Below are 19,546 nucleotides of genomic sequence, written 5' to 3'. Positions count from 1 at the left end.
ACCTCACAAGCTTGCTGTCAGTGGCAGGTTCTACGCTGGTGAGCGCCCGCCAATGGAGGCGGCCGCTGTCTGTCGAGTGAGGAATGGGCGAGATGCCTGAGTTCGCGTACACCGATCTGCTCCCCATGGGAGAGGACACCACCCCCTACCGGCTGGTGACCGCCGAGGGTGTCTCCACCTTCGAGGCCGACGGGCGGACGTTCCTCAAGGTGGAGCCGGAGGCGCTGCGCAAGCTCGCCGAGGAGGCCGTCCACGACATCCAGCACTACCTGCGGCCCGCGCACCTGGCCCAGTTGCGGCGCATCATCGACGACCCGGAGGCCTCCGGGAACGACAAGTTCGTCGCGCTGGACCTGCTGAAGAACGCGAACATCGCGGCCGCCGGCGTGCTCCCCATGTGCCAGGACACCGGTACGGCGATCGTCATGGGCAAGCGCGGGCAGAACGTCCTCACCGAAGGTGAGGACGAGAAGGCCCTGTCGCGCGGCATCTACGACGCCTATCTGAACCTCAACCTGCGCTACTCGCAGATGGCTCCGCTCACCATGTGGGACGAGAAGAACACCGGCTCCAACCTCCCGGCCCAGATCGAGCTGTACGCCACCGACGGCGGCGCGTACAAGTTCCTGTTCATGGCCAAGGGCGGCGGCTCGGCCAACAAGTCGTTCCTCTACCAGGAGACGAAGGCGGTGCTGAACGAGGCCTCCATGATGAAGTTCCTGGAGGAGAAGATCCGTTCGCTGGGCACGTCCGCCTGCCCGCCGTACCACCTGGCGATCGTCGTCGGCGGCACGTCGGCCGAGTTCGCGCTGAAGACCGCCAAGTACGCCTCCGCGCACTACCTGGACGAGATCCCGGCCGACGGTTCGCCGCTCGGACACGGCTTCCGGGACAAGGAGTTGGAGGAGAAGGTCTTCGAGCTGACGCAGCGGATCGGGATCGGCGCGCAGTTCGGCGGCAAGTACTTCTGCCACGACGTCCGCGTGGTGCGCCTGCCGCGGCACGGCGCGTCCTGCCCGGTCGCCATCGCCGTGTCCTGCTCCGCCGACCGGCAGGCGGTCGCGAAGATCACCGCCGAGGGCGTCTTCCTGGAGCAGTTGGAGACCGACCCGGCGCGCTTCCTGCCGGACACGACCGACGAGCACCTGGAAACCGAGGGCGACGTCGTCAGGATCGATCTGAACCAGCCGATGGAGGGCATCCTCGCCGAGCTGACGAAGTACCCGGTGAAGACCCGGCTCTCCCTCTCCGGTCCACTGGTCGTCGCCCGTGACATCGCGCACGCCAAGATCAAGGAACGCCTCGACGCGGGCGAGGAGATGCCGCAGTACCTGAAGGACCACCCGGTGTACTACGCGGGTCCGGCCAAGACCCCCGAGGGCTACGCCTCCGGCTCCTTCGGGCCGACGACCGCCGGCCGGATGGACTCCTACGTCGAGCAGTTCCAGGCGGCGGGCGGCTCCAAGGTCATGCTCGCCAAGGGCAACCGCTCGCAGCAGGTCACCGACGCCTGCGACACCCACGGCGGTTTCTACCTCGGCTCCATCGGCGGCCCGGCCGCGCGCCTCGCCCAGGACTGCATCAAGAAGGTCGAGGTCGTCGAGTACGAGGAGCTCGGCATGGAGGCCGTCTGGAAGATCGAGGTCGAGGACTTCCCGGCGTTCGTCGTCGTCGACGACAAGGGCAACGACTTCTTCAAGGATCCCGCGCCGCAGCCGACGTTCACGTCGATTCCGGTCCGGGGCCCTGGGCTCGCGTAGGGGCTCTGCCCATTCCGTGAAACGAAGTGGAGTCATTTGACTCTATTTCCGCCGGGGTCGATCCTTCCCCAACGTGTGGAACATCAACAGCTGAGCCCGTACCGCCTCGGACGGATGCACTGACGGTCGGCCGTGGAGAGCCCACAAGGTTCTCCACGGCCGACTCATGCGCGAATACCGATGCCTGTGGCTGCGCCTGCGCCACCGCCACTTATGCCCGGATCGCCCGGATCAGGTCGAGCGCACCACCCGGTCGGCCTGCGCGCCGTCCGCCCTGACGTCCGAGTCCCTGCTGTCCAAGTGCCCGAGCCAGTACAGGATCGCCTCCGAACGGCACCCCACGTTGAGCTTCGTGTAGATGCGGCTCAGATAGTTCCGGACCGTCTTGTCGGTCAGGCTCATCACCTGGGCGACGTCACGGACCCCTTGCCCGGCGACCAGTAGTTCCATGACCTGCTGTTCCCGCCTGGACAGTCGGCACAGCCGGCCGGGGGCCGCCGCGGGCTCCGGACGCGAAGTCCGCGCACGCTCGCGCTCCTCGGCCCTCGCCCGCGCGGCCACCCGGACCTGCTCGGCGGCTATCGCCGGGTCCAGGATGCTGGCGCCCCGGGAGGTGCACAGCAGCGCCTCGGTGAGCAGGTACGCGTACCGGTTCTCCAGCAGGTAGCTGGCGGCTCCGCTGTCCAGCGCCAGGCGGACGTCGTCCCAGTCGAGCCGGTGGGCCAGGACCACGGCGGGCGGCAGCCGGCCGTCCGACAGGTCCGCGAACCGCCGCAACTCCCGTGCCATACCGGGTCCGTGGAACAGGACGACGTCGTCGCTCGGGCGGAACTCGTGCGGTTCCCGCACCGGCCGGACCGTGACGCCGGAGAGAAATGCCGGTTCGACGCCATGACGGCTGACGAGAGCGACCGACAACGATGTCAGTGCAGGAGGATCCGAAAGGAAAGCGGAGCGGGATGTCACTACGACTCCATGTGGGGGGAGTGGCACCGGAGCCTCTGGTGGGTGACCCACTCCAGTGATGTTGAAAGTTCTAGCACACTACCCACCAGTATCGGATTCCGATTTGTCATATCAAGGTAGAGAGAACGCAAAAATGACCGTCCCGCCCGGCAGCGCTACCGGGCGGGACGGCCTACGTGTTCAGACGAGCCGATTCAGCCAGATCGGTCAGATCGGTCAGATTAGTCAAATCGACTGAATCGGCTGGATCAGTCGGTCAGTTGGATCAGCCGGCGCAGATGACGAAGTTCACCGTGTCGCCCTTGTGGACGATCGCCGGGGCGTGCGGGGACACGCCGATCACCGAGCCCGGCTTGCAGGTCCCGGTGGCCTTCTTGGTGACGGTGCCGAGCTTCGTCTGGGTCTTCTCGAGGAGCGGCTTGGCGAGCACCAGGTCCATACCCGCGAAGTCGATCGGGATGGTCGGGTCCTCGCCGTACAGCATGGTGGTGGCGTCGTTCTTGGTGACCTTGCTGCTCGCCGCCGGGGTCGAACTCTTGCTGTTCGCGACCGAGGTGGCCAGGGCCGTCCCTCCGCCCGCCAGGATGAGGGCGGTGGCGACGGCGGCGATGCCGGCGGTCCGACGGCGCCGGGTGCGGCTGACGATCTGCGGGGCGTCGAAGTCGGGGGCGTCGGCGGAGTTCGCGAAACGGTTCATGGCGTTCGTCAGTTCCTCTTCGAAAGGTGTGCAGCCGGAAGGCCGCGCATCGCCGTACGAGGTCATCGGATTCCTTCCCTCTGCCGCATCGGTGAAGGGCCGGAGAGTGCGGGGAACTGACTTCTGAGCTTCTCGATGCCCCGGGCCAGCTGGGAGCGGACCGTACTCGGCGATATGCCGAGGTCGGCCGCGATCTCGCCGTCCGAGAGATCCTCGAAGTATCGCAGCACCACCACCGTCCGCATCCGCATGGGAAGTTGCTGCAGTGCGCGCACCAACTGGTCCCTGCTGTCGACCTGTCCGTACTCGTCCCCCGGGGCGGCGGTGTCGCCGCCCTCGGGATGGGGAGTCGTGGTCAGGCGGCGGAATCTCCGCCAGCGGTCGTTGGCCAGGTTCACCATGATCCGCCGGACGTAGGCGTCCGGAGCGTCCTTCCCAGCGATGGTGCGCCACTTGCGGCAGGCCTTCTCCAGCGTCTCCTGGACCAGGTCCTCGGCCGCCTCACGGTTTCCCGTGAGGACGAAGGCGCCCCTGAACAACGCGGCCGACCGAGCGGCCACGAATTCCTGGAAGTCCGTCTCCACACGCTCCTCCCTTCCTGTCACCCCTCCTCGACGCGGACCCGCCCGCTTCTGCTGCACGGCCTCGATGAGACCTGGGTCACAGAGCGTCACTCGTACGGTGGACCCGGCCGGGATCCGGAACATTCCGGCCGTCCCATTCGCTGAACGGGACATGAGCGAATACCGGATCGAGCACGACTCCATGGGCGAGGTACGCGTCCCCGTCGAGGCCAAGTGGCGGGCCCAGACCCAGCGGGCCGTGGAGAACTTCCCGGTCTCCGGCCAGCGCCTGGAGCGGTCCCACATCGAGGCCCTCGCCCGGATCAAGGGAGCCGCGGCGAAGGTCAACGCCGGGCTCGGAGTGCTCGACAAGGACATCGCCGACGCGATCCAGGAGGCGGCCGGCGAGGTGGCCGAGGGCACGTGGGACGAGCACTTCCCGGTGGACGTGTTCCAGACAGGTTCCGGTACGTCGTCCAACATGAACGCCAACGAGGTGATCGCCACGCTGGCGAGCGAGCGGCTCGGCAGCGGCGTGCACCCGAACGACCATGTGAACGCCTCCCAGTCGTCCAACGACGTCTTCCCCTCCTCGATCCACATCGCCGCCACCGCCGCCGTCACCCGGGACCTCGTGCCCGCCCTGGAGCATCTGGCGGCTTCCCTGGAGCGCAAGTCCGAGGAGTTCGCCGACGTCGTGAAGTCGGGGCGGACGCACCTCATGGACGCCACGCCCGTCACCCTGGGCCAGGAGTTCGGCGGGTACGCCGCGCAGGTGCGGTACGGCGTCGAGCGGCTGCACGCCTCGCTCCCCCGGCTCGCCGAGCTGCCGCTGGGCGGCACCGCCGTCGGCACCGGGATCAACACGCCGCCCGGCTTCTCCGCCGCCGTCATCGAGGAGGTCGCCCGCGCCACCGGACTGCCGCTGACCGAGGCGCGCGACCACTTCGAGGCGCAGGGCGCGCGGGACGGGATCGTGGAGACCAGCGGGCAGTTGCGGACCATCGCGGTCGGGCTGACGAAGATCGCGAACGACCTGCGGTGGATGGCCTCCGGGCCGCGCACCGGATTGGCCGAGATCAGCCTGCCCGACCTCCAGCCCGGCTCCTCGATCATGCCCGGCAAGGTCAACCCGGTGATCCCGGAGGCGGTGCTGATGGTCGCCGCGCAGGTCGTGGGGAACGACGCGACGGTCGCCACCGCCGGTGCCGCCGGGAACTTCGAACTCAACGTGATGCTGCCGGTGATCGCCAAGAACGTCCTGGAGTCGGTCCGGCTGCTCGCCAACGTCTCCCGCCTGCTCGCCGACCGGACGGTCGACGGGATCGTCGCGCACCGCGAACGCGCCCGCGAGTACGCCGAGTCCTCGCCGTCGGTGGTCACGCCGCTCAACAAGTACATCGGGTACGAGGAGGCCGCGAAGGTCGCCAAGAAGGCCCTCGCCGAGCGGCGGACGATCCGGGAGACCGTCCTCGAAGGGGGGTACGTGGAACGCGGTGACCTGACCCTGGAGCAGCTCGACGAGGCGCTGGATGTCCTGCGGATGACACACCCGTAACCTTTGCGCCCCCGGCGTGAGAACCGTGACGCGCGCCGCAGCGTCGTATGGCCATGGCACCTAATATCTGTGCATGGCAGACGGTGGAGCGGTGAGACGCGTGGGAACGGGCGGTGCGGCGGTCTTCTGGGAGCCCGGGGACCGGATCCTGTGGCGCTACCGGGAGAACGGTGGGGCGGGATTTCACATCGCCCGTCCGGTCACCGTCGTGCGCGACGACGAGGACGTGCTGGCGGTGTGGATGGCCCCGGGCACGGAGTGCGTCCGGCCGGTGCTCGCGGACGGCACTCCGCTGCACCAGGAGCCGCTGCACACCCGGTACACCAAGCCGCGGACCGTGCAGCGCGACCACTGGTTCGGCACCGGTGTGCTGAAGCTGGCCCGGCCCGGCGAGCCGTGGTCGGTGTGGCTGTTCTGGGATCCGGGGTGGCAGTTCAAGAACTGGTACGTCAATCTTGAGCAGCCGCTGGCCCGTTGGGACGGCGGGGTGGACTCGGAGGACCACTTCCTGGACATCTGCGTCTACCCGAACCGCAGTTGGGGCTGGCGCGACGAGGACGAGTTCGCGCAGGCCCAGCAGGACGGCCTGATGGACGCCGCGGTCGCCGAACAGGTGCGGGAGGCGGGCCGCAGGGCGGTGGAGGTGATCGGCGCCTGGGGGCCGCCGTTCGACGAGGGCTGGCAGAACTGGCGCCCGGATCCGTCCTGGGCCGTACCGTTGCTGCCGGAGGACTGGGACCGTACACCCGCGCACTTGTCCACATGAGACCCTTGATGCGCCCCCGGGCAACAAACGTAGGATCGTCCTCCGCAAGGCACGCTGGCTGTAACTCCCGGAGCAGATGCCGGGTCTGACCGAACGTCACCGAGGGGCGGCAGGACGTGAGCGAGGGGCACGAGGGCAACACAGGCGGGACGTTCGTCGTCGGCCCCCAGGGTCGCGCGCGGTCCACCGGCGACACAGGAACAACCTCTGACCACGCGGGAATTCCGTTCCGGGGACAAGTATTCCGGGTATCGGGTTTCCTGCGGGACCAACTGCGCGCGCGGCGCGCAGCCCCGGACGGACGGATTCGACACGCGTGACGGAGCAGCCCATCTCCTACGAACGCCCCCAGGGCGTCGACCCCACGGACCCCCGTGGGGCACTCCTGCATACCCAGGAGCCCGAGCCCGCGGTGGGCCCGTCCGCCTTACCGCACGACGTCTCGGGTACGACGACGCCGTACGGCAAGGGCGGAAAGGGCGCCATGGGCAGCAAGGGCAGCCAGAGCGGCACCGGTGGCAACAGCGGCGCCGGCGGACAGGGAGCCGCGGGAAAGGATGCGGCGGCCGGTGCGGAGGCGGGTTCCGCCGCCGACACCGAGCACTCCCAGCCGTCTGCGTCCGCCGAACCCGACACCCACCGGCCGCGCCCCGTGCCCGAGTCCATCCCGGCCCAGCCGGGCGCGGACGCGCGCGTGGAGCGGGTCACCGGCGGGTCGGACCGGCGCGGCGGAGGCGCCGCGGTGACGCCCGGCCGGCCCACGCCGATGCGGCGGGACGGGGACCGGCTGCGCTTCGTGGGCGCCGCGACCCGGCGGATCGCCCGCGGACTGGACCTCGACGAGATCGTGATGGGGCTGTGCCGGGCGACCGTGCCGACCTTCTCCGACGCGATCCTCGTCTATCTGCGCGACCCGCTGCCCGTCGGCGACGAGCGGCCGGCCGCGGACCGCATCATGCTGCGGCTGCGCCGCACCGACCGGATCCCGGAGGAGCGGGACGCCGAGACCGGCTTCGCGTCGCTGGCGCTGCCGGCCCCGGAGCCGGCGGAGCTGACCGCCGAACTGTCGGCCGCGATCGCGGAGCTGTGCGAGGTGCGGCCCGGCGGGGCACTCGCGGAGGTGCTGCGCGGGGTGCGTCCGGTGTTCGCGGACAATCCGGCCGCACGCGCCGCGCTGCCCGAACTCCTGGGCGAGGACAGCACGTTGGTCGTACCGGGCGGCCAGCGGGCGATCCTGGCCCCGTTGCGGGGCCGGCGCCGGGTGATCGGCGCCGCGGTCTTCCTGCGCCGTCCGGAACGCATCCCGTTCGAGAACGACGACCTGCTGGTCGCCGCCCAGCTCGCCACGCACAGCGCGCTCGGCATCGACAAGGCGGTGCTGTACGACCGCGAGGCGTACATCGCCGACGAGTTGCAGCGCACGATGCTGCCGGAGACCCTGCCGCGCCCCACGGGCGTGCGGCTGGCGTCCCGGTACCTGCCCGCGGCGGAGACGGCGCGGGTCGGCGGCGACTGGTACGACGCCATCCCGCTGCCCGGCAGCCGCGTGGCGCTGGTGGTGGGCGACGTCATGGGGCACTCCATGACGTCGGCGGCCATCATGGGCCAGTTGCGGACGACGGCGCAGACGCTGGCCGGCCTCGACCTGCCCCCGCAGGAGGTCCTGCACCACCTGGACGAGCAGGCCCAGCGGCTGGGCACCGACCGCATGGCGACCTGCCTGTACGCCGTGTACGACCCGGTGTCGCATCGCATCACCATCGCCAACGCGGGCCACCCGCCGCCCATCCTGCTGCACCTGGGCGGCCGGGCGGAGGTGCTGCGGGTGCCGCCGGGCGCGCCGATCGGCGTCGGCGGGGTCGACTTCGAGGCGGTGGAACTCGACGCGCCCGCCGGGGCGACGCTGCTGCTGTACACCGACGGGCTGGTCGAGTCCCGGCTGCGGGACGTGGCGACCGGCATAGAGCAGCTACGCGAGAAGCTCGCCGCGACCGCCGCGCTGACCGGGCCGGATCATCCGCCGCCCCTCGAGGCCCTCTGCGACGAGGTGCTCGACATGCTCGGCCCAGGCGACCGGGACGACGACATCGCGCTGCTCGCCGCCCGGTTCGACGGGATCGCGCCGAGCGACGTGGGGTACTGGGTCCTGGAGCCGGAGGACGCGGCTCCCGGCCGGGCCCGCCGGCTGGCCCGGCGGGCGCTGGCCCGCTGGGGGATGGAGGACATGTCCGACTCGGTCGAGCTGCTGGTGAGCGAGGTCGTCACCAACGCGGTGCGGTACGCCACGCGGCCGGTCACGCTGCGGTTGCTGCGGACCGATGTGCTGCGCTGCGAGGTCGGGGACGATGTGCCGCAACTGCCCCGGCTGCGGCAGGCTCGGGCCACCGACGAGGGTGGGCGCGGCCTGTATCTCGTGAACCGGCTCGCCCGGCGGTGGGGGGCGACCCGGCTCAGCACCGGCAAGGTCGTGTGGTTCGAGCTGAACTGGAGCTGAGCCGAGAGAAGCGAACGTGAGAGAGGGCGCCCGGTGTTCACCGGGCGCCCTCTCTCACGTTCTGCTGCGGGCCGCTGCTGGGCCGCTACTGGCCCAGCAGCGGATCGTCCGTGTTGCCCGTGCCCGTCGACGGGGTCTGTGTGTTCGGTTCTGTCGGTGTGCCGTCTGTCGGCGGCTCGGTCGTCGGGGTGTCCGTCGGGGTCGGTTCGCCGGTCGGGGTCGGCTTGTCCGTCGGCGTGGGCTTGTCCGTCGGCGTCACCTCGTCCGACGGCGTGCTGGACGGGGACGTGGTCGGCGACGGGGACGTCGTCGGGGACGGGGAGGACGTCTGGACCGCCGCGCCCTGTTCGGTCTCCAGGTCGAACTTGCTGACCTTGGTGGAGACGCCGAAGGTGTACGCCGCCCAGATCTGCGCCGGGTAGCCACCACCGTTGATGCGCCCGCCGCCCGCGCTGATGAGGCCGGTCGCGCCGGTCAGGGGGACCTGGGCGTGGGTCTTGGCGTCCTCGCCGAACAGGCCGACCGAGGTCACCAGGTCGGGGGTGTAGCCGGTGAACCAGGCGGACTTGTTGTTGTCGGAGGTACCCGTCTTGCCCGCGACCTTCTGGCCCTTGCGCAGCGGGTTGTCCCGCACGGACGTCTTGGCCGTACCGTCGTCGACCACGCCGGTGAGGATGGAGGTGACCGAGTCGGCGGCCTCGCGGGAGATGACCTCCTCGCCGACGGCGGGGGTGTGCTTGAACGACGGGTAAAAGCTGTTCTCGGCCGACTTGATGATCGCCGGGGTGACCCGCTTGCCGTGGTTGTCCAGGGTCGCGTAGACAGCGGCCATCTGCAGGGGGCTCGCGCCCATGGTGCCGAGGGTCTGGGCCGGCACCGCCTTGAGGTCCTTGGTGTCCATGCCGAGCTGGTCGGCGACCTTCAGGACCTTGTCCATGCCGACGTCCACGCCCATCTGCGCGAAGACGGAGTTGATGGACTTGTTCAGCGCCGTCTGGACGGTGACGTCGCCGTAGTCCTGGTCGTCCTCGTTCTCCGGGGCGAAGCCGATGTCGCTGCCGACGACCGGACGCTTGCTGGTGCCGTCGTAGATCGTGTTGGCGGTGATCTTGTCGTCGTCCTGCGTCACGGCGTTCTTGTCGAAGGCCGCGGCGAGGATCACCGGCTTGAAGGTGGAGGCGGGCTGGTAGTCGCTGCGGGTGGCGTTGTTGAGGAAGTGCTCGGTGTACCCCACACCGCCGTACATCGCCTCGACCGCGCCGGTCTTCGGGTTCACCGACACCGCGCCGGCCTGGACGTCGCCGTCCACCGAGCGCTTCTTCTTGTTCAGCTTGCTGGTGAGCTGGTCCTTGACCGACGTCTCCAGCGCCTTCTGCTTGTTCTTGTCGATGTTGAGCTCGACGTTCCAGCCGCCCTTGCGGACCAGGGCCGTGGCCGCCTCGAAGCCGTCGGCGGTGCCGTTGGCGACGAGCTGCCTGGCCAGTTCGGCGTTGGCCGCGTCGACCAGGTAGCCGACCTGGCCCTCCTTGCCGGGGGCGGCCTTGGGGTCCTTGGGGTACGGGAACGTCATGCTCTCGCGCTTGGACTTGTCGAGCCAGTCCTGCCCGACCATGTTGTCGAGGACGTAGTTCCAGCGGGCCGTGACCAGGCGCTTGCCGGTGTCGGAGGCGGCGGTCCAGTCGTACTGGCTGGGCGCCTGGAGCAACGCGGCGAGGTAGGCGCCCTGTTCGACGGTGAGCTTGTCGGCGTCGACGCGGTAGTAGGCCTGGGCGGCGGCCTGGATGCCGTAGGCGCCGCGGCCGTAGTAGCTGGTGTTGATGTAGCCGGCCAGGATGTAGTCCTTGGACTTCTCGCGGTCCAGCTTCAGCGAGATGACCAGTTCCTTCAGCTTGCGGGTGACGGTCTGTTCCTGGGTCAGGTAGTAGTTCTTGACGTACTGCTGGGTGATCGTCGAACCACCCTGCGCGCCCTTGCCCATGAGGGTGTTGAGGACACCGCGGGCGGTGCCCTTGAGGTCGACGCCGTTGTCGCCGTAGAAGCTCTTGTTCTCGGCGGCGACGAAGGTGTGCTGGATCTCCTTGGGGACCGTCTTGATGTCGACGTTCTCCCGGTTGACCTCGCCGTCGCGGGCGAGGATCGCGCCGTTGCCGTACTTGTAGACGTTGCTCTGCAGGTCGGCGTCGGGGTTGCCCTCGGGGATCGGCGTGCTGACGTACAGCCAGACCAGGGCGCCGATGACGGCGGCCGTCAGGCCTATGAAGGTGCCGAGGACCTTCTTCCACGTGAACATCCGGCGTATGAGGCTCTTGTCCTTCTTGCCGGCCTTGCCCTTGGCGCCCCGGCCGCTCTTGCCGCCCTTCTTCACACCCCTGCGGGCCGCGGCACGCCCCCCGGTCTCGGATCTGCTCTCGGACCCGGTCTCGGATCCGGTTGCTGATCTGGTCTCGGATCTGGTTGCGGTCCCCGTCTCGGGCCCGGGCCCGGTCTCGGTGGGTGCCACCGACTCCGTCTCCGCCGAGCGGTTCCTGGGCGCCGCGCGGCGGCCACCGCGCTGTCGCGCTCGTCTCTCTTCCGCTCGTCCCATGAGTCCGCTCGCTCCGCTTCCTACTCGGCCGTCACACCAGTGCCCGTGGGCAGGGGCAGGTCAGCTTCGAAAACTAACACCGCTCTCTATGACGGGGCGTTCACGATCCGGTCTCAAAGAAGCGTGAGAATCAGCACCCCGTCCGGTGGAACCGGCAGAGCGTCCCCACCGATTCGACGTTCGAGAGGGGTACAGGGTTGCCGCGACGCGATAAAGTGATATCACTTAGCTAGGCAGCCGATAACTGAATCGGCTGCCGATGCGAGACACGAGACGTAGAGAACGGGGACCCGCCATGCCCACATCCACCTCCACACCCGACCCGTCGGCCATCACAGAAGCCGATGCCGCCACCGAAGCCCTCGACGTACCCGAGATGCCCGCTCCGCGCGTGCGGGAGTTCCCCGCGCACAGCGTGGGCGGCGGGCTCGCGCTGCTGCTCGGGCTGGCCGGGCTGCTGGCCGGCGGCGGGATGATCGCCACGGCCACCGCCGTGACCGCGACCGGCCTCAAGGCCGCGCTGATCACCGTCGGCATCCTGGTCGCCCTCGCCGCGTTCCTCGCGATGTGCGGACTGAACACGGTGGCGCCGGGCGAGGCCCGCGTGGTGCAGCTCTTCGGCCGCTACCGGGGCACCATCCGGGAGGACGGGCTGCGCTGGGTGAACCCCTTCACCTCCCGCGAGAAGATCTCCACCCGGGTGCGCAATCACGAGACGGCCGTCCTGAAGGTCAACGACGCCTACGGCAACCCGATCGAACTCGCCGCGGTCGTGGTGTGGAACGTGCGGGACACCGCGCAGGCCAGCTTCGAGGTGGACGACTTCCTGGAGTTCGTCGCCACCCAGACCGAGGCGGCCGTCCGGCACATCGCCATCGAGTACCCCTACGACTCGCACGACGAGGACGGGCTCTCGCTGCGCGGCAACGCCGAGGAGATCACCGAGAAGCTCGCCGTCGAGCTGCACGCGCGCGTGGCCGCGGCCGGTGTGCGGATCATCGAGTCCCGCTTCACCCACCTCGCGTACGCTCCCGAGATCGCCTCGGCGATGCTCCAGCGGCAGCAGGCGGGCGCGGTGGTCGCGGCGCGGCGGGAGATCGTGGACGGGGCCGTGGGGATGGTCGAGGCGGCGCTGGCCCGGATCTCCGAGCGCGGCATCGTGGAGCTGGACGACGAGCGGAAGGCGGCGATGGTGTCCAACCTGATGGTGGTGCTGTGCGGGGACCGGGCGCCCCAGCCGGTCCTGAACACCGGGACCCTCTACCAGTGACGGTTCCCTCCGGGGGTTCAGCCCCTCAAGGCCGGCCGCAGCGCAAGCAGGTGCTGTTGCGCCTGGATCCCGCGGTGTACGAGGCGTTGGCCCGGTGGGCCGGGGACGACCTGCGGTCCGCCAACGCGCAGATCGAGTTCCTGCTGCGCAGGGCCTTGAAGGAGGCGGGGCGGCTGCCCGGCGACACCGGTCCGCTGCCCCGTCGCGGGCGGCCCCCCGGGGGCTCCGCCCCCAGCCCCCCTTCGGCCTGAGCGGCCTCGCCCCCGCAGCGCCGGGCGGGCCGAGATGCCAGTCACCGCCCCTGTGGCAGAACGGTGACAATCGGCCCCCACCTGCGCACCCGCCCCCGCACCCACCCCGCGCTCACACCCCTCGCCGCCACCCGCGCCCACCACCTATACACACCGGGTATACACCGCATGTACAGTCCTCCTCATGTCCATCGGTCACACCCTCCTGGGACTCCTTGAGTCCGGGCCCCGCCACGGTTACGACCTCAAGCGGGCCTTTGACGAGAAGTTCGGTCACGACCGGCCGCTGCACTACGGCCAGGTCTACTCGACGATGTCGCGCCTGCTGAAGAACGGGCTCGTCGAGGTCGACGGCATCGAGGCCGGCGGCGGTCCCGAGCGCAAGCGGTACGCGATCACCGACGCCGGCGTCACCGACGTCGAGCAGTGGCTCGCGACGCCCGAGAAGCCCGAGCCGTATCTGCAGTCGACGCTGTACACCAAGATCGTCCTCGCGCTGCTCACCCACCGCGACGCGGCCGACATCCTCGACACGCAGCGCTCCGAGCACCTGCGCAGCATGCGCATCCTCACGGACCGCAAGCGCAGGGGCGACCTGGCCGACCAGTTGATCTGCGACCATGCCCTGTTCCACCTCGAGGCCGACCTGCGCTGGCTGGAGCTCGCCGCCGCGCGCCTCGACAAGCTGAAGGCCGCGGTGATCGCGTGAACGCCCCCGGGGGATCCCTGCTCGTCGCCGAGAACCTGCGCAAGGCGTACGGCCCGACGATGGCGCTGGACGGCGCCGAGTTCTCCATCCACCCCGGCGAGGTCGTCGCTGTGATGGGCCCGTCCGGGTCCGGCAAGTCGACACTGCTGCACTGCCTCGCCGGCATCGTGACGCCCGACTCGGGTTCGATCATGTACGACGGCAAGGAGCTCGCGACGATGAGCGACGCCCGGCGCAGTCAGCTGCGGCGCTCGGAGTTCGGGTTCGTGTTCCAGTTCGGGCAGCTCGTGCCGGAACTGACCTGCGTGGAGAACGTGGCGCTGCCGCTGCGGCTGAACGGCACCCCGCGCAAGCAGGCCGAGCGCACCGCCCTGGGCTGGATGGAGCGGCTGGAGGTCGACGACCTCGGCAAGAAGCGGCCCGGCGAGGTGTCCGGCGGCCAGGGGCAGCGGGTGGCCGTGGCACGCTCGCTCGTCACCAGCCCGCGCATGGTGTTCGCCGACGAGCCGACCGGCGCGCTGGACTCGCTCAACGGCGAGCGCGTGATGGAGCTGCTCACCGAGGCCGCCCGGACGGCCAACGCGGCCGTCGTCCTCGTCACGCACGAGGCGCGGGTGGCCGCCTACTCCGACCGCGAGATAGTCGTACGGGACGGGAAGTCGCGGGACATGGAGCGGGTCGTATGAACCTGCGGAGGGGGCACCTCCCGCGCGAGCGAAGCCGAGCGTGGGGGCGGTCCAGGGATCTGGGCCTGGGGGTCCGGTTCGCCTTCGCGGGCGGGCGGGAGGGCTGGGTGCGGGCCTTGCTGACGGCGGTGGGCGTCGGGCTCGGCGTGGCGGTCCTGCTGCTGACGACGGCGGTGCCCGCCGCGATGGCCGTCCGTCACGACCGTGAACAGGCCCGACTGGACTGGCAGTTCGGTGAACCGCTGGCCAAGGGCGACGACACCCTGCTGATCGCGGAGGTCGACACGACGTTCCGCGGCAAGGACGTACGCGGCCGGCTGGTGGAGCCCGAAGGGGCGCGCGCCCCGCTGCCGCCCGGCGTGAGCCGCTTCCCGGGCAAGGGCGACATGGTCGTCTCGCCCGCGCTGAAGAAGCTGCTCGACGCCGACGGTTCGGCGCTGCTGCGGGGGCGGGTGCCGTACCGCGTCGTCGGGACCATCGGGGAGAGCGGCTTGATCGGCTCCCAGGAACTCGCCTACTACTCGGGCGCCTCCGGGCTGGCCGCGCACCTCGACGTCTCGGGGGTGAACCGGCTGAAGGAGTTCGGCGACCCGAACCCGACGAAGGAGAGCACCGACCCGGTGCTGCTCCTGCTGATCCTCGTCGTCATCGTGGTGCTGCTGATGCCGGTGGCCGTGTTCATCGCCGCGGCCGTGCGGTTCGGCGGCGAGCGGCGTGACCGCAGGCTCGCGGCCCTCAGACTGATCGGTTCCGACGGCCGGATGACCCGGCGCATCGCGGCGGGCGAGGCGATGGCCGGCGCGCTGCTGGGCCTGGTCCTCGGCACGGTCTTCTTCCTGATCGGCCGTCAGGCGGCGGGGACGGTCGAGGTGGTGGGCATCAGCGTGTGGCCCAGCTACCTGAACCCCTCCCCCGCGCTGGCCGCGCTGGTCGTGCTGACGGTGCCGGCGGCCGCGGTCCTGGTCACCCTGTTCGCGCTGCGCGGTGTGGTGATCGAGCCGCTCGGCGTGGTGCGCACGGCGAAGCCCTCGCGCCGACGGCTGTGGTGGCGGCTGCTGATGCCGGTGGCCGGTCTCGCGATGCTCTACCCGATGATCGGGCAGGGCCGCGAGAACGGGGACTTCAACTCGTACCTGGTGACCGGCGGCGTCCTGCTGCTCCTCGTCGGGATCACCGCGCTGCTGCCCTGGCTCGTGGAGACGGTCGTCGCCCGGCTCGGCTCGGGCGGTGTCGCCTGGCAACTGGCCGTACGACGGCTGCAGTTGAGCAGCGGTACGGCGGCCCGGATGGTCAACGGCATCGCGGTGGCGGTGGCCGGGGCGATCGCGCTGCAGATGCTGTTCGCGGGCGTGGACGGCGACTACACCAAGGCCACCGGCAAGGACCTCGACCGGGCGCAGATGCAGGTCGGCGTGCCGGAGGGCGCCGTGCCGGCCGTGACCGCGCAGAAGTTCGCCGACACCAAGGCCGTCCGCAAGGTCACGGCCCTGTGGGAGGGCTACCTGGGCGACGCCTCCTGGAACACCGAGAACGGCCCGGACAAGACCGCCGATCTGACGGTGGGCGACTGCCCGGCCCTGCGCGAGGTGGCGAAACTGCCCTCGTGCAAGGACGGCGACATGTTCGTGCTCAACCGCTCCGCTGACTACGGCGACGGGCCGGAGATGAACAAGCCCGGCAAGAAGCTGTACGTCGAGCCGTCCCCCCAGGACAACGCCAAGGACGTCGTCTGGACCGTCCCCGCGGGCGTCCGCACGGTCCAGGCGACCACGGGCCTGACCGAGTGGGAGCGCGCCGGCTTCCTGATGACGCCGAGCGCGCTGCCCAAGGCCGCCGAGAAGATGGTCGGCGGTCAGCTCTACCTCTCGATCGACCAGTCCGTGCCCGACGCGTTCGAGTACGTCCGCAACACGGCGTACCAGGTGGATCCGCTGGCCAGCCCGATGAACTGGTCGTCCACCCGCGAGGACACGAAGTTCACCTCGGTCCGCACGGGTCTGCTCGTCGGCGCCGCCGCCGTGCTGGCGCTCATCGGGGCGAGCCTGCTGGTCTCGCAGTTGGAGCAGTTGCGTGAGCGGCGCAAGCTGCTGTCGTCCCTGGTCGCCTTCGGCACCCGGCGGCGCACCCTGGGCCTGTCGGTGCTGTGGCAGACGGCGATCCCGATCGCGCTGGGCCTGCTGCTGGCCCTGGCGGTGGGGCTCACGCTGGGCGCCGTGCTGCTGAAGATGACGGCCACGTCGGTGGCCGTGGACTGGACGAGCGTGCTGGCGATGACCGGCTGCGGCGCGGGGGTCGTCCTGCTGGTGACGCTGCTGAGCCTGCCGCCGCTGATGCGGCTGCTGCGGCCGGACGGGCTGCGCACGGAGTGAGCACGGCGTCTTGAAGCACACGGTCCCTCCCCGGTCGACTCGGGGAGGGACCGTTCGCGTTCACAGCCGGTACTCCCGCACCACCCTCCGCACCTGCGCGAACAGCATCCCCACGTTGACGGACTTGCGGCAGACGACCACCGCGACGACGTCCTGCTGCTCGGTCATCCGCACGAACAGGTGAGTGAGGTTCTCACTGTTGACGAGGATCTCCTGGAAGAAGTGGTCGTCGCTCTGGCTCCCGCGCCGCTCCTTGAAGACGTCCTCGATCATCACGACCGTACGGCCCTGGAACAGGTCGAGCGTCGCGCCCGCGAGCAGGTCGAGGACCTCGGGCGGGTGGTTGTCGACGGTCTCGTAGGAGAGCAGCATGCCGGTGGCCATGTCGACGACGCCGGAGGCGACGCAGTCCGGGGCATCCGTGCGCAGTGCCTTGACCAGGCCCATCACCTGGTCGGAGAAACCGGGGGTCATACGTTTCGTCGCCATCCCTTCAGAGTCCTCCGGACGCTTTCGCGGAGGTGTTCGCGGAGTTCACGGAGGTTTTCGCGGTGAGGATCAGGTCGATGCGGCGCAGGGCCGGCTGGGTCGCCCGGTGCAGGCGCTCCACGTCGATGCCCTCGTCGCCGAGTACGACCATCAGCGCGGTGTCGCCGACCGCGTAGAACGCGGCGCAGCCGTGGCTGCCGTAGGCCACCGTGCGGTGCAGGGCGCCGCGGGCGGTCGCCGCGGCGGTGCGGCGGGCGAGGCCGAGGCCGGCCGCGGCGAGGGCGGCGAGGCCCTCCGGATCGATGAAGTCGGCGGTGTCGGCGGCGATGAGCAGCCCGTCGGCCGCCGCGAGGGCGGTGTCGGTGATGCCCGCCACCTGCTCACGCAGGCCGCGCATCTCCCGTGCGAGGGCTTCGTGGTCCATAGGCGCAACTCTCCTGATTCTGATCGCATGTGGCGTTTACTGTTTCGACTACTGCGACTATTACGACTGCTTCGATTACTGCGACTGCTGCGATCACTGCGACTGCTTCGACTATTTCGGCGTCGAATTCCGCAGGCGGAAGAACTCCTTCCAGCCGGGGCCGGTGCCGCCGCGTTCCGGCGTGAGGGCTTCGTTGATGCCGCTGGCGCCGGGGCGACGGCGGGGCAGGATCGCCGCTTCCGTTGGCGGCTGCGACGAGGGCCGGGGAGGCGGGGCCGGCTGGGGCGGGGCCGGTTCGCGGGGGCGTACGCCGGGGGCGTCGGGGGGCAGCCGGACCGGGATCGGGTGGGGCGCGTCCACGCACTCCAGGAGCCCCTCGCCCAGCATCCGGGCCGTCTCGACGGTGACGGCGTAGACCCCGCGCCCGGTCCGGAAGGCGAGGTCGCGGGCGGTGCGCCGGCCGTCGGCGTGGGTGAGCAACTCCCGTTGCAGGAGGCCCAGTCGGGTCGCCGCGCAGGAGAGGGAGGCGGGCACGGGCCGCTCCCGGTCCGGGCGCACCGGGTACGGCAGCGCCAGGAGCGCGCGCAGCTTGCGGGACGCCTCCTGGAGCAGCCGGGTGGGCGGTTCGCCCACGGCGACCGGGGCGAGCGGGGCGGACGGCGGCCCGCTCGCCGGACCGCGTTCGCAGCCGTCGACACTGCCCGCGACGACCGCGAACGCGGCGTCCTGGAGGGCCATCGCACAGACCACCCGGAGCTGTGCGGCCCCCGCGTGGCCGTGGGCGATGAGCCCGGCGGCCGGCCAGCGCGCCCCGCCGGACGCGCGCACCAGCCCGGCCCACTCCTCGCCGCCGATCCGGCCGGAGCGCAGCAGCAGTGCCTCCGGCGCGGGCGCGCCCGGCGACTCGACCGCGACGACCAGCCCACCGTGCAGATGGAAGGTGCCGCCGGGGGTGCCCGACACGCGCACCTCCCCGCTGAAGCCGTCCCGGCCGCACGCGGCGAGGGCGCGTGCCAGCAGTTCGTAGCCCGACGTCACTCCCCCACCCCCGCTCCCCCAGGACTTCTCGCACATACGCCTGACACGTAGCGCTGAGGAGGGAATGTTTATCAGTCCGGGCGCATATTCCAGTGCGGGATTTCCGACCTGCCTCCAGCTGACGGAAATTGCTCCGCGCCTGGACTCAATTCTCTTTGTTCAATGCCCATTTGACCGATTGACGGACCCTGGTCGTCGCCGCCCCGCCCCCGCACCGGCCGCGTCCCGGACGTACGGGTGCGCGCCTTGTGCCACGATCGGAAGCGTCCGCCCCGAAGGAACCCGGCCAGGAAGTGAGCCGCCGTGTCACTGGATGCGCTGAAGTCCGCGATTCCGGGCTACGCCAAGGATCTGAAGCTCAGTCTGGGCTCGGTCGTCGGCGACTCCGAGCTGTCCGCGCAGCAGTTGTGGGGCGCCGTGCTGGCGACGGCGATCGCCTCGCGCTCGCCCCTCGTGCTGCGTGAGCTGGCCCCGGAGGCGAAGGCGAACCTCTCGCCGCAGGCGTACACGGCGGCCAGGTCCGCCGCCGCGGTGATGGCGCTGAACAACGTCTTCCACCGCACCCGCCACCTGCTGTCGGACCCCGAGTACGGCAATCTGCGGCCCGGCCTGCGGATGAGCGTCATCGGCGACCCCGGTGTCGAGAAGGTCGACTTCGAGCTGTGGTCGCTCGCGGTCTCCGCGATCAACGGCTGCGGGCTGTGCCTCGACTCGCACGAGCGGGTGCTGCGCGGGGCGGGAGTCGGGCGGGAGACCGTCCAGGAGGCGTTCAAGATCGCCTCGGTGATCCAGGCGGTCGGGGTGACGCTGGACGCGGAGGCGATCCTCGCCGACGTCTGATCCGCGCCCCCACCCCGGCTCACCCCACTTCACCTCAACCCGCAGGTCCCCTCGATCACCGGCGGGCCCTGCGGGAATTGGC

At 70.3% G+C, this 19,546-nt stretch carries 17 protein-coding genes; 10 read left to right on the top strand and 7 right to left on the bottom strand.

The window, feature by feature from the left end:
• Positions 1 to 92: 92 nt before the first annotated feature.
• Positions 93 to 1,760 (top strand): fumarate hydratase, encoded by a 1,668-nt coding sequence (locus OG352_RS27850; RefSeq protein WP_329220650.1) that lies wholly within the window; start codon positions 93 to 95, stop codon positions 1,758 to 1,760.
• Positions 1,761 to 1,991: 231 nt separating this feature from the next.
• Here OG352_RS27850 and OG352_RS27845 read toward each other — a convergent pair whose 3' ends face one another.
• The 3 genes from OG352_RS27845 to OG352_RS27835 form a co-directional block, all read right to left on the bottom strand.
• A complete protein-coding gene (locus OG352_RS27845; protein WP_329220648.1) occupies positions 1,992 to 2,609 on the bottom strand; it encodes a helix-turn-helix transcriptional regulator in 618 nt (205 codons plus the stop codon).
• Between the two features lie 382 nt (positions 2,610 to 2,991).
• A complete protein-coding gene (locus OG352_RS27840; protein ID WP_329220646.1) occupies positions 2,992 to 3,423 on the bottom strand; it encodes a hypothetical protein in 432 nt (143 codons plus the stop codon).
• Between the two features lie 62 nt (positions 3,424 to 3,485).
• Entirely contained in the window at positions 3,486 to 4,007 is a 522-nt protein-coding gene (locus tag OG352_RS27835) for a SigE family RNA polymerase sigma factor (RefSeq protein WP_329220644.1), read from the bottom strand.
• Positions 4,008 to 4,158: 151 nt separating this feature from the next.
• On the opposite strand from OG352_RS27835, the gene OG352_RS27830 reads away from it, so the two are divergent.
• The 3 genes from OG352_RS27830 to OG352_RS27820 all read left to right on the top strand — a co-directional run bounded on the left by OG352_RS27830 (position 4,159) and on the right by OG352_RS27820 (position 8,804).
• Positions 4,159 to 5,544 carry a class II fumarate hydratase gene (locus tag OG352_RS27830; RefSeq protein ID WP_329220642.1) on the top strand — a complete coding sequence of 462 codons (1,386 nt, stop codon included), beginning with the start codon at positions 4,159 to 4,161 and terminating at the stop codon, positions 5,542 to 5,544.
• A 73-nt stretch (positions 5,545 to 5,617) separates the two neighbouring features.
• On the top strand, positions 5,618 to 6,310 hold the full coding sequence (gene fomD / locus OG352_RS27825; RefSeq protein WP_329220640.1) for a cytidylyl-2-hydroxypropylphosphonate hydrolase: 693 nt from the start codon (positions 5,618 to 5,620) through the stop codon (positions 6,308 to 6,310).
• 316 nt (positions 6,311 to 6,626) lie between these two features.
• Positions 6,627 to 8,804, top strand: a complete 2,178-nt coding sequence (locus OG352_RS27820) for a SpoIIE family protein phosphatase (RefSeq protein WP_329220638.1) — start codon at positions 6,627 to 6,629, stop codon at positions 8,802 to 8,804.
• Positions 8,805 to 8,889: 85 nt separating this feature from the next.
• Here OG352_RS27820 and OG352_RS27815 read toward each other — a convergent pair whose 3' ends face one another.
• A complete protein-coding gene (locus OG352_RS27815) occupies positions 8,890 to 11,388 on the bottom strand; it encodes a transglycosylase domain-containing protein (protein WP_329220636.1) in 2,499 nt (832 codons plus the stop codon).
• Positions 11,389 to 11,683: 295 nt separating this feature from the next.
• On the opposite strand from OG352_RS27815, the gene OG352_RS27810 reads away from it, so the two are divergent.
• From OG352_RS27810 to OG352_RS27790, 5 genes are all read left to right on the top strand, one after another.
• Positions 11,684 to 12,658 carry an SPFH domain-containing protein gene (locus OG352_RS27810; protein ID WP_443072356.1) on the top strand — a complete coding sequence of 325 codons (975 nt, stop codon included), beginning with the start codon at positions 11,684 to 11,686 and terminating at the stop codon, positions 12,656 to 12,658.
• Positions 12,655 to 12,909 (top strand): hypothetical protein, encoded by a 255-nt coding sequence (locus tag OG352_RS27805; protein WP_329220635.1) that lies wholly within the window; start codon positions 12,655 to 12,657, stop codon positions 12,907 to 12,909. Before OG352_RS27810 ends, OG352_RS27805 begins: the two co-directional genes overlap by 4 nt.
• A gap of 184 nt (positions 12,910 to 13,093) precedes the next feature.
• Complete coding sequence (locus tag OG352_RS27800; protein ID WP_329220633.1) at positions 13,094 to 13,618, top strand: PadR family transcriptional regulator; 525 nt, start codon at positions 13,094 to 13,096, stop codon at positions 13,616 to 13,618.
• Positions 13,615 to 14,304, top strand: a complete 690-nt coding sequence (locus tag OG352_RS27795) for an ABC transporter ATP-binding protein (protein ID WP_329220632.1) — start codon at positions 13,615 to 13,617, stop codon at positions 14,302 to 14,304. Before OG352_RS27800 ends, OG352_RS27795 begins: the two co-directional genes overlap by 4 nt.
• Positions 14,301 to 16,673, top strand: a complete 2,373-nt coding sequence (locus OG352_RS27790) for an FtsX-like permease family protein (RefSeq protein WP_329220631.1) — start codon at positions 14,301 to 14,303, stop codon at positions 16,671 to 16,673. The genes OG352_RS27795 and OG352_RS27790 overlap by 4 nt, the downstream gene beginning before the upstream one ends.
• A 60-nt stretch (positions 16,674 to 16,733) precedes the next feature.
• On the opposite strand, the gene OG352_RS27785 is transcribed toward OG352_RS27790, so the two are convergent.
• The 3 genes from OG352_RS27785 to OG352_RS27775 all read right to left on the bottom strand — a co-directional run bounded on the left by OG352_RS27785 (position 16,734) and on the right by OG352_RS27775 (position 18,660).
• Entirely contained in the window at positions 16,734 to 17,162 is a 429-nt protein-coding gene (locus tag OG352_RS27785) for a hypothetical protein (protein ID WP_329220630.1), read from the bottom strand.
• Positions 17,163 to 17,166: 4 nt separating this feature from the next.
• A complete protein-coding gene (locus OG352_RS27780; RefSeq protein WP_329220629.1) occupies positions 17,167 to 17,586 on the bottom strand; it encodes a roadblock/LC7 domain-containing protein in 420 nt (139 codons plus the stop codon).
• Positions 17,587 to 17,697: 111 nt separating this feature from the next.
• A complete protein-coding gene (locus OG352_RS27775; protein WP_329220628.1) occupies positions 17,698 to 18,660 on the bottom strand; it encodes a MarR family transcriptional regulator in 963 nt (320 codons plus the stop codon).
• Between the two features lie 267 nt (positions 18,661 to 18,927).
• Here OG352_RS27775 and OG352_RS27770 point away from each other — a divergent pair, with 267 nt between their 5' ends.
• Positions 18,928 to 19,464: an alkyl hydroperoxide reductase gene (locus OG352_RS27770; RefSeq protein WP_329220627.1), complete on the top strand. Its 537-nt coding sequence runs from the start codon at positions 18,928 to 18,930 to the stop codon at positions 19,462 to 19,464.
• Positions 19,465 to 19,546 lie beyond the last annotated feature (82 nt).

This window comes from Streptomyces sp. NBC_01485 (genome assembly GCF_036227125.1).
Taxonomy (GTDB): domain Bacteria; phylum Actinomycetota; class Actinomycetes; order Streptomycetales; family Streptomycetaceae; genus Streptomyces.
This window is presented reverse-complemented; position numbering and strand designations above follow the sequence as displayed.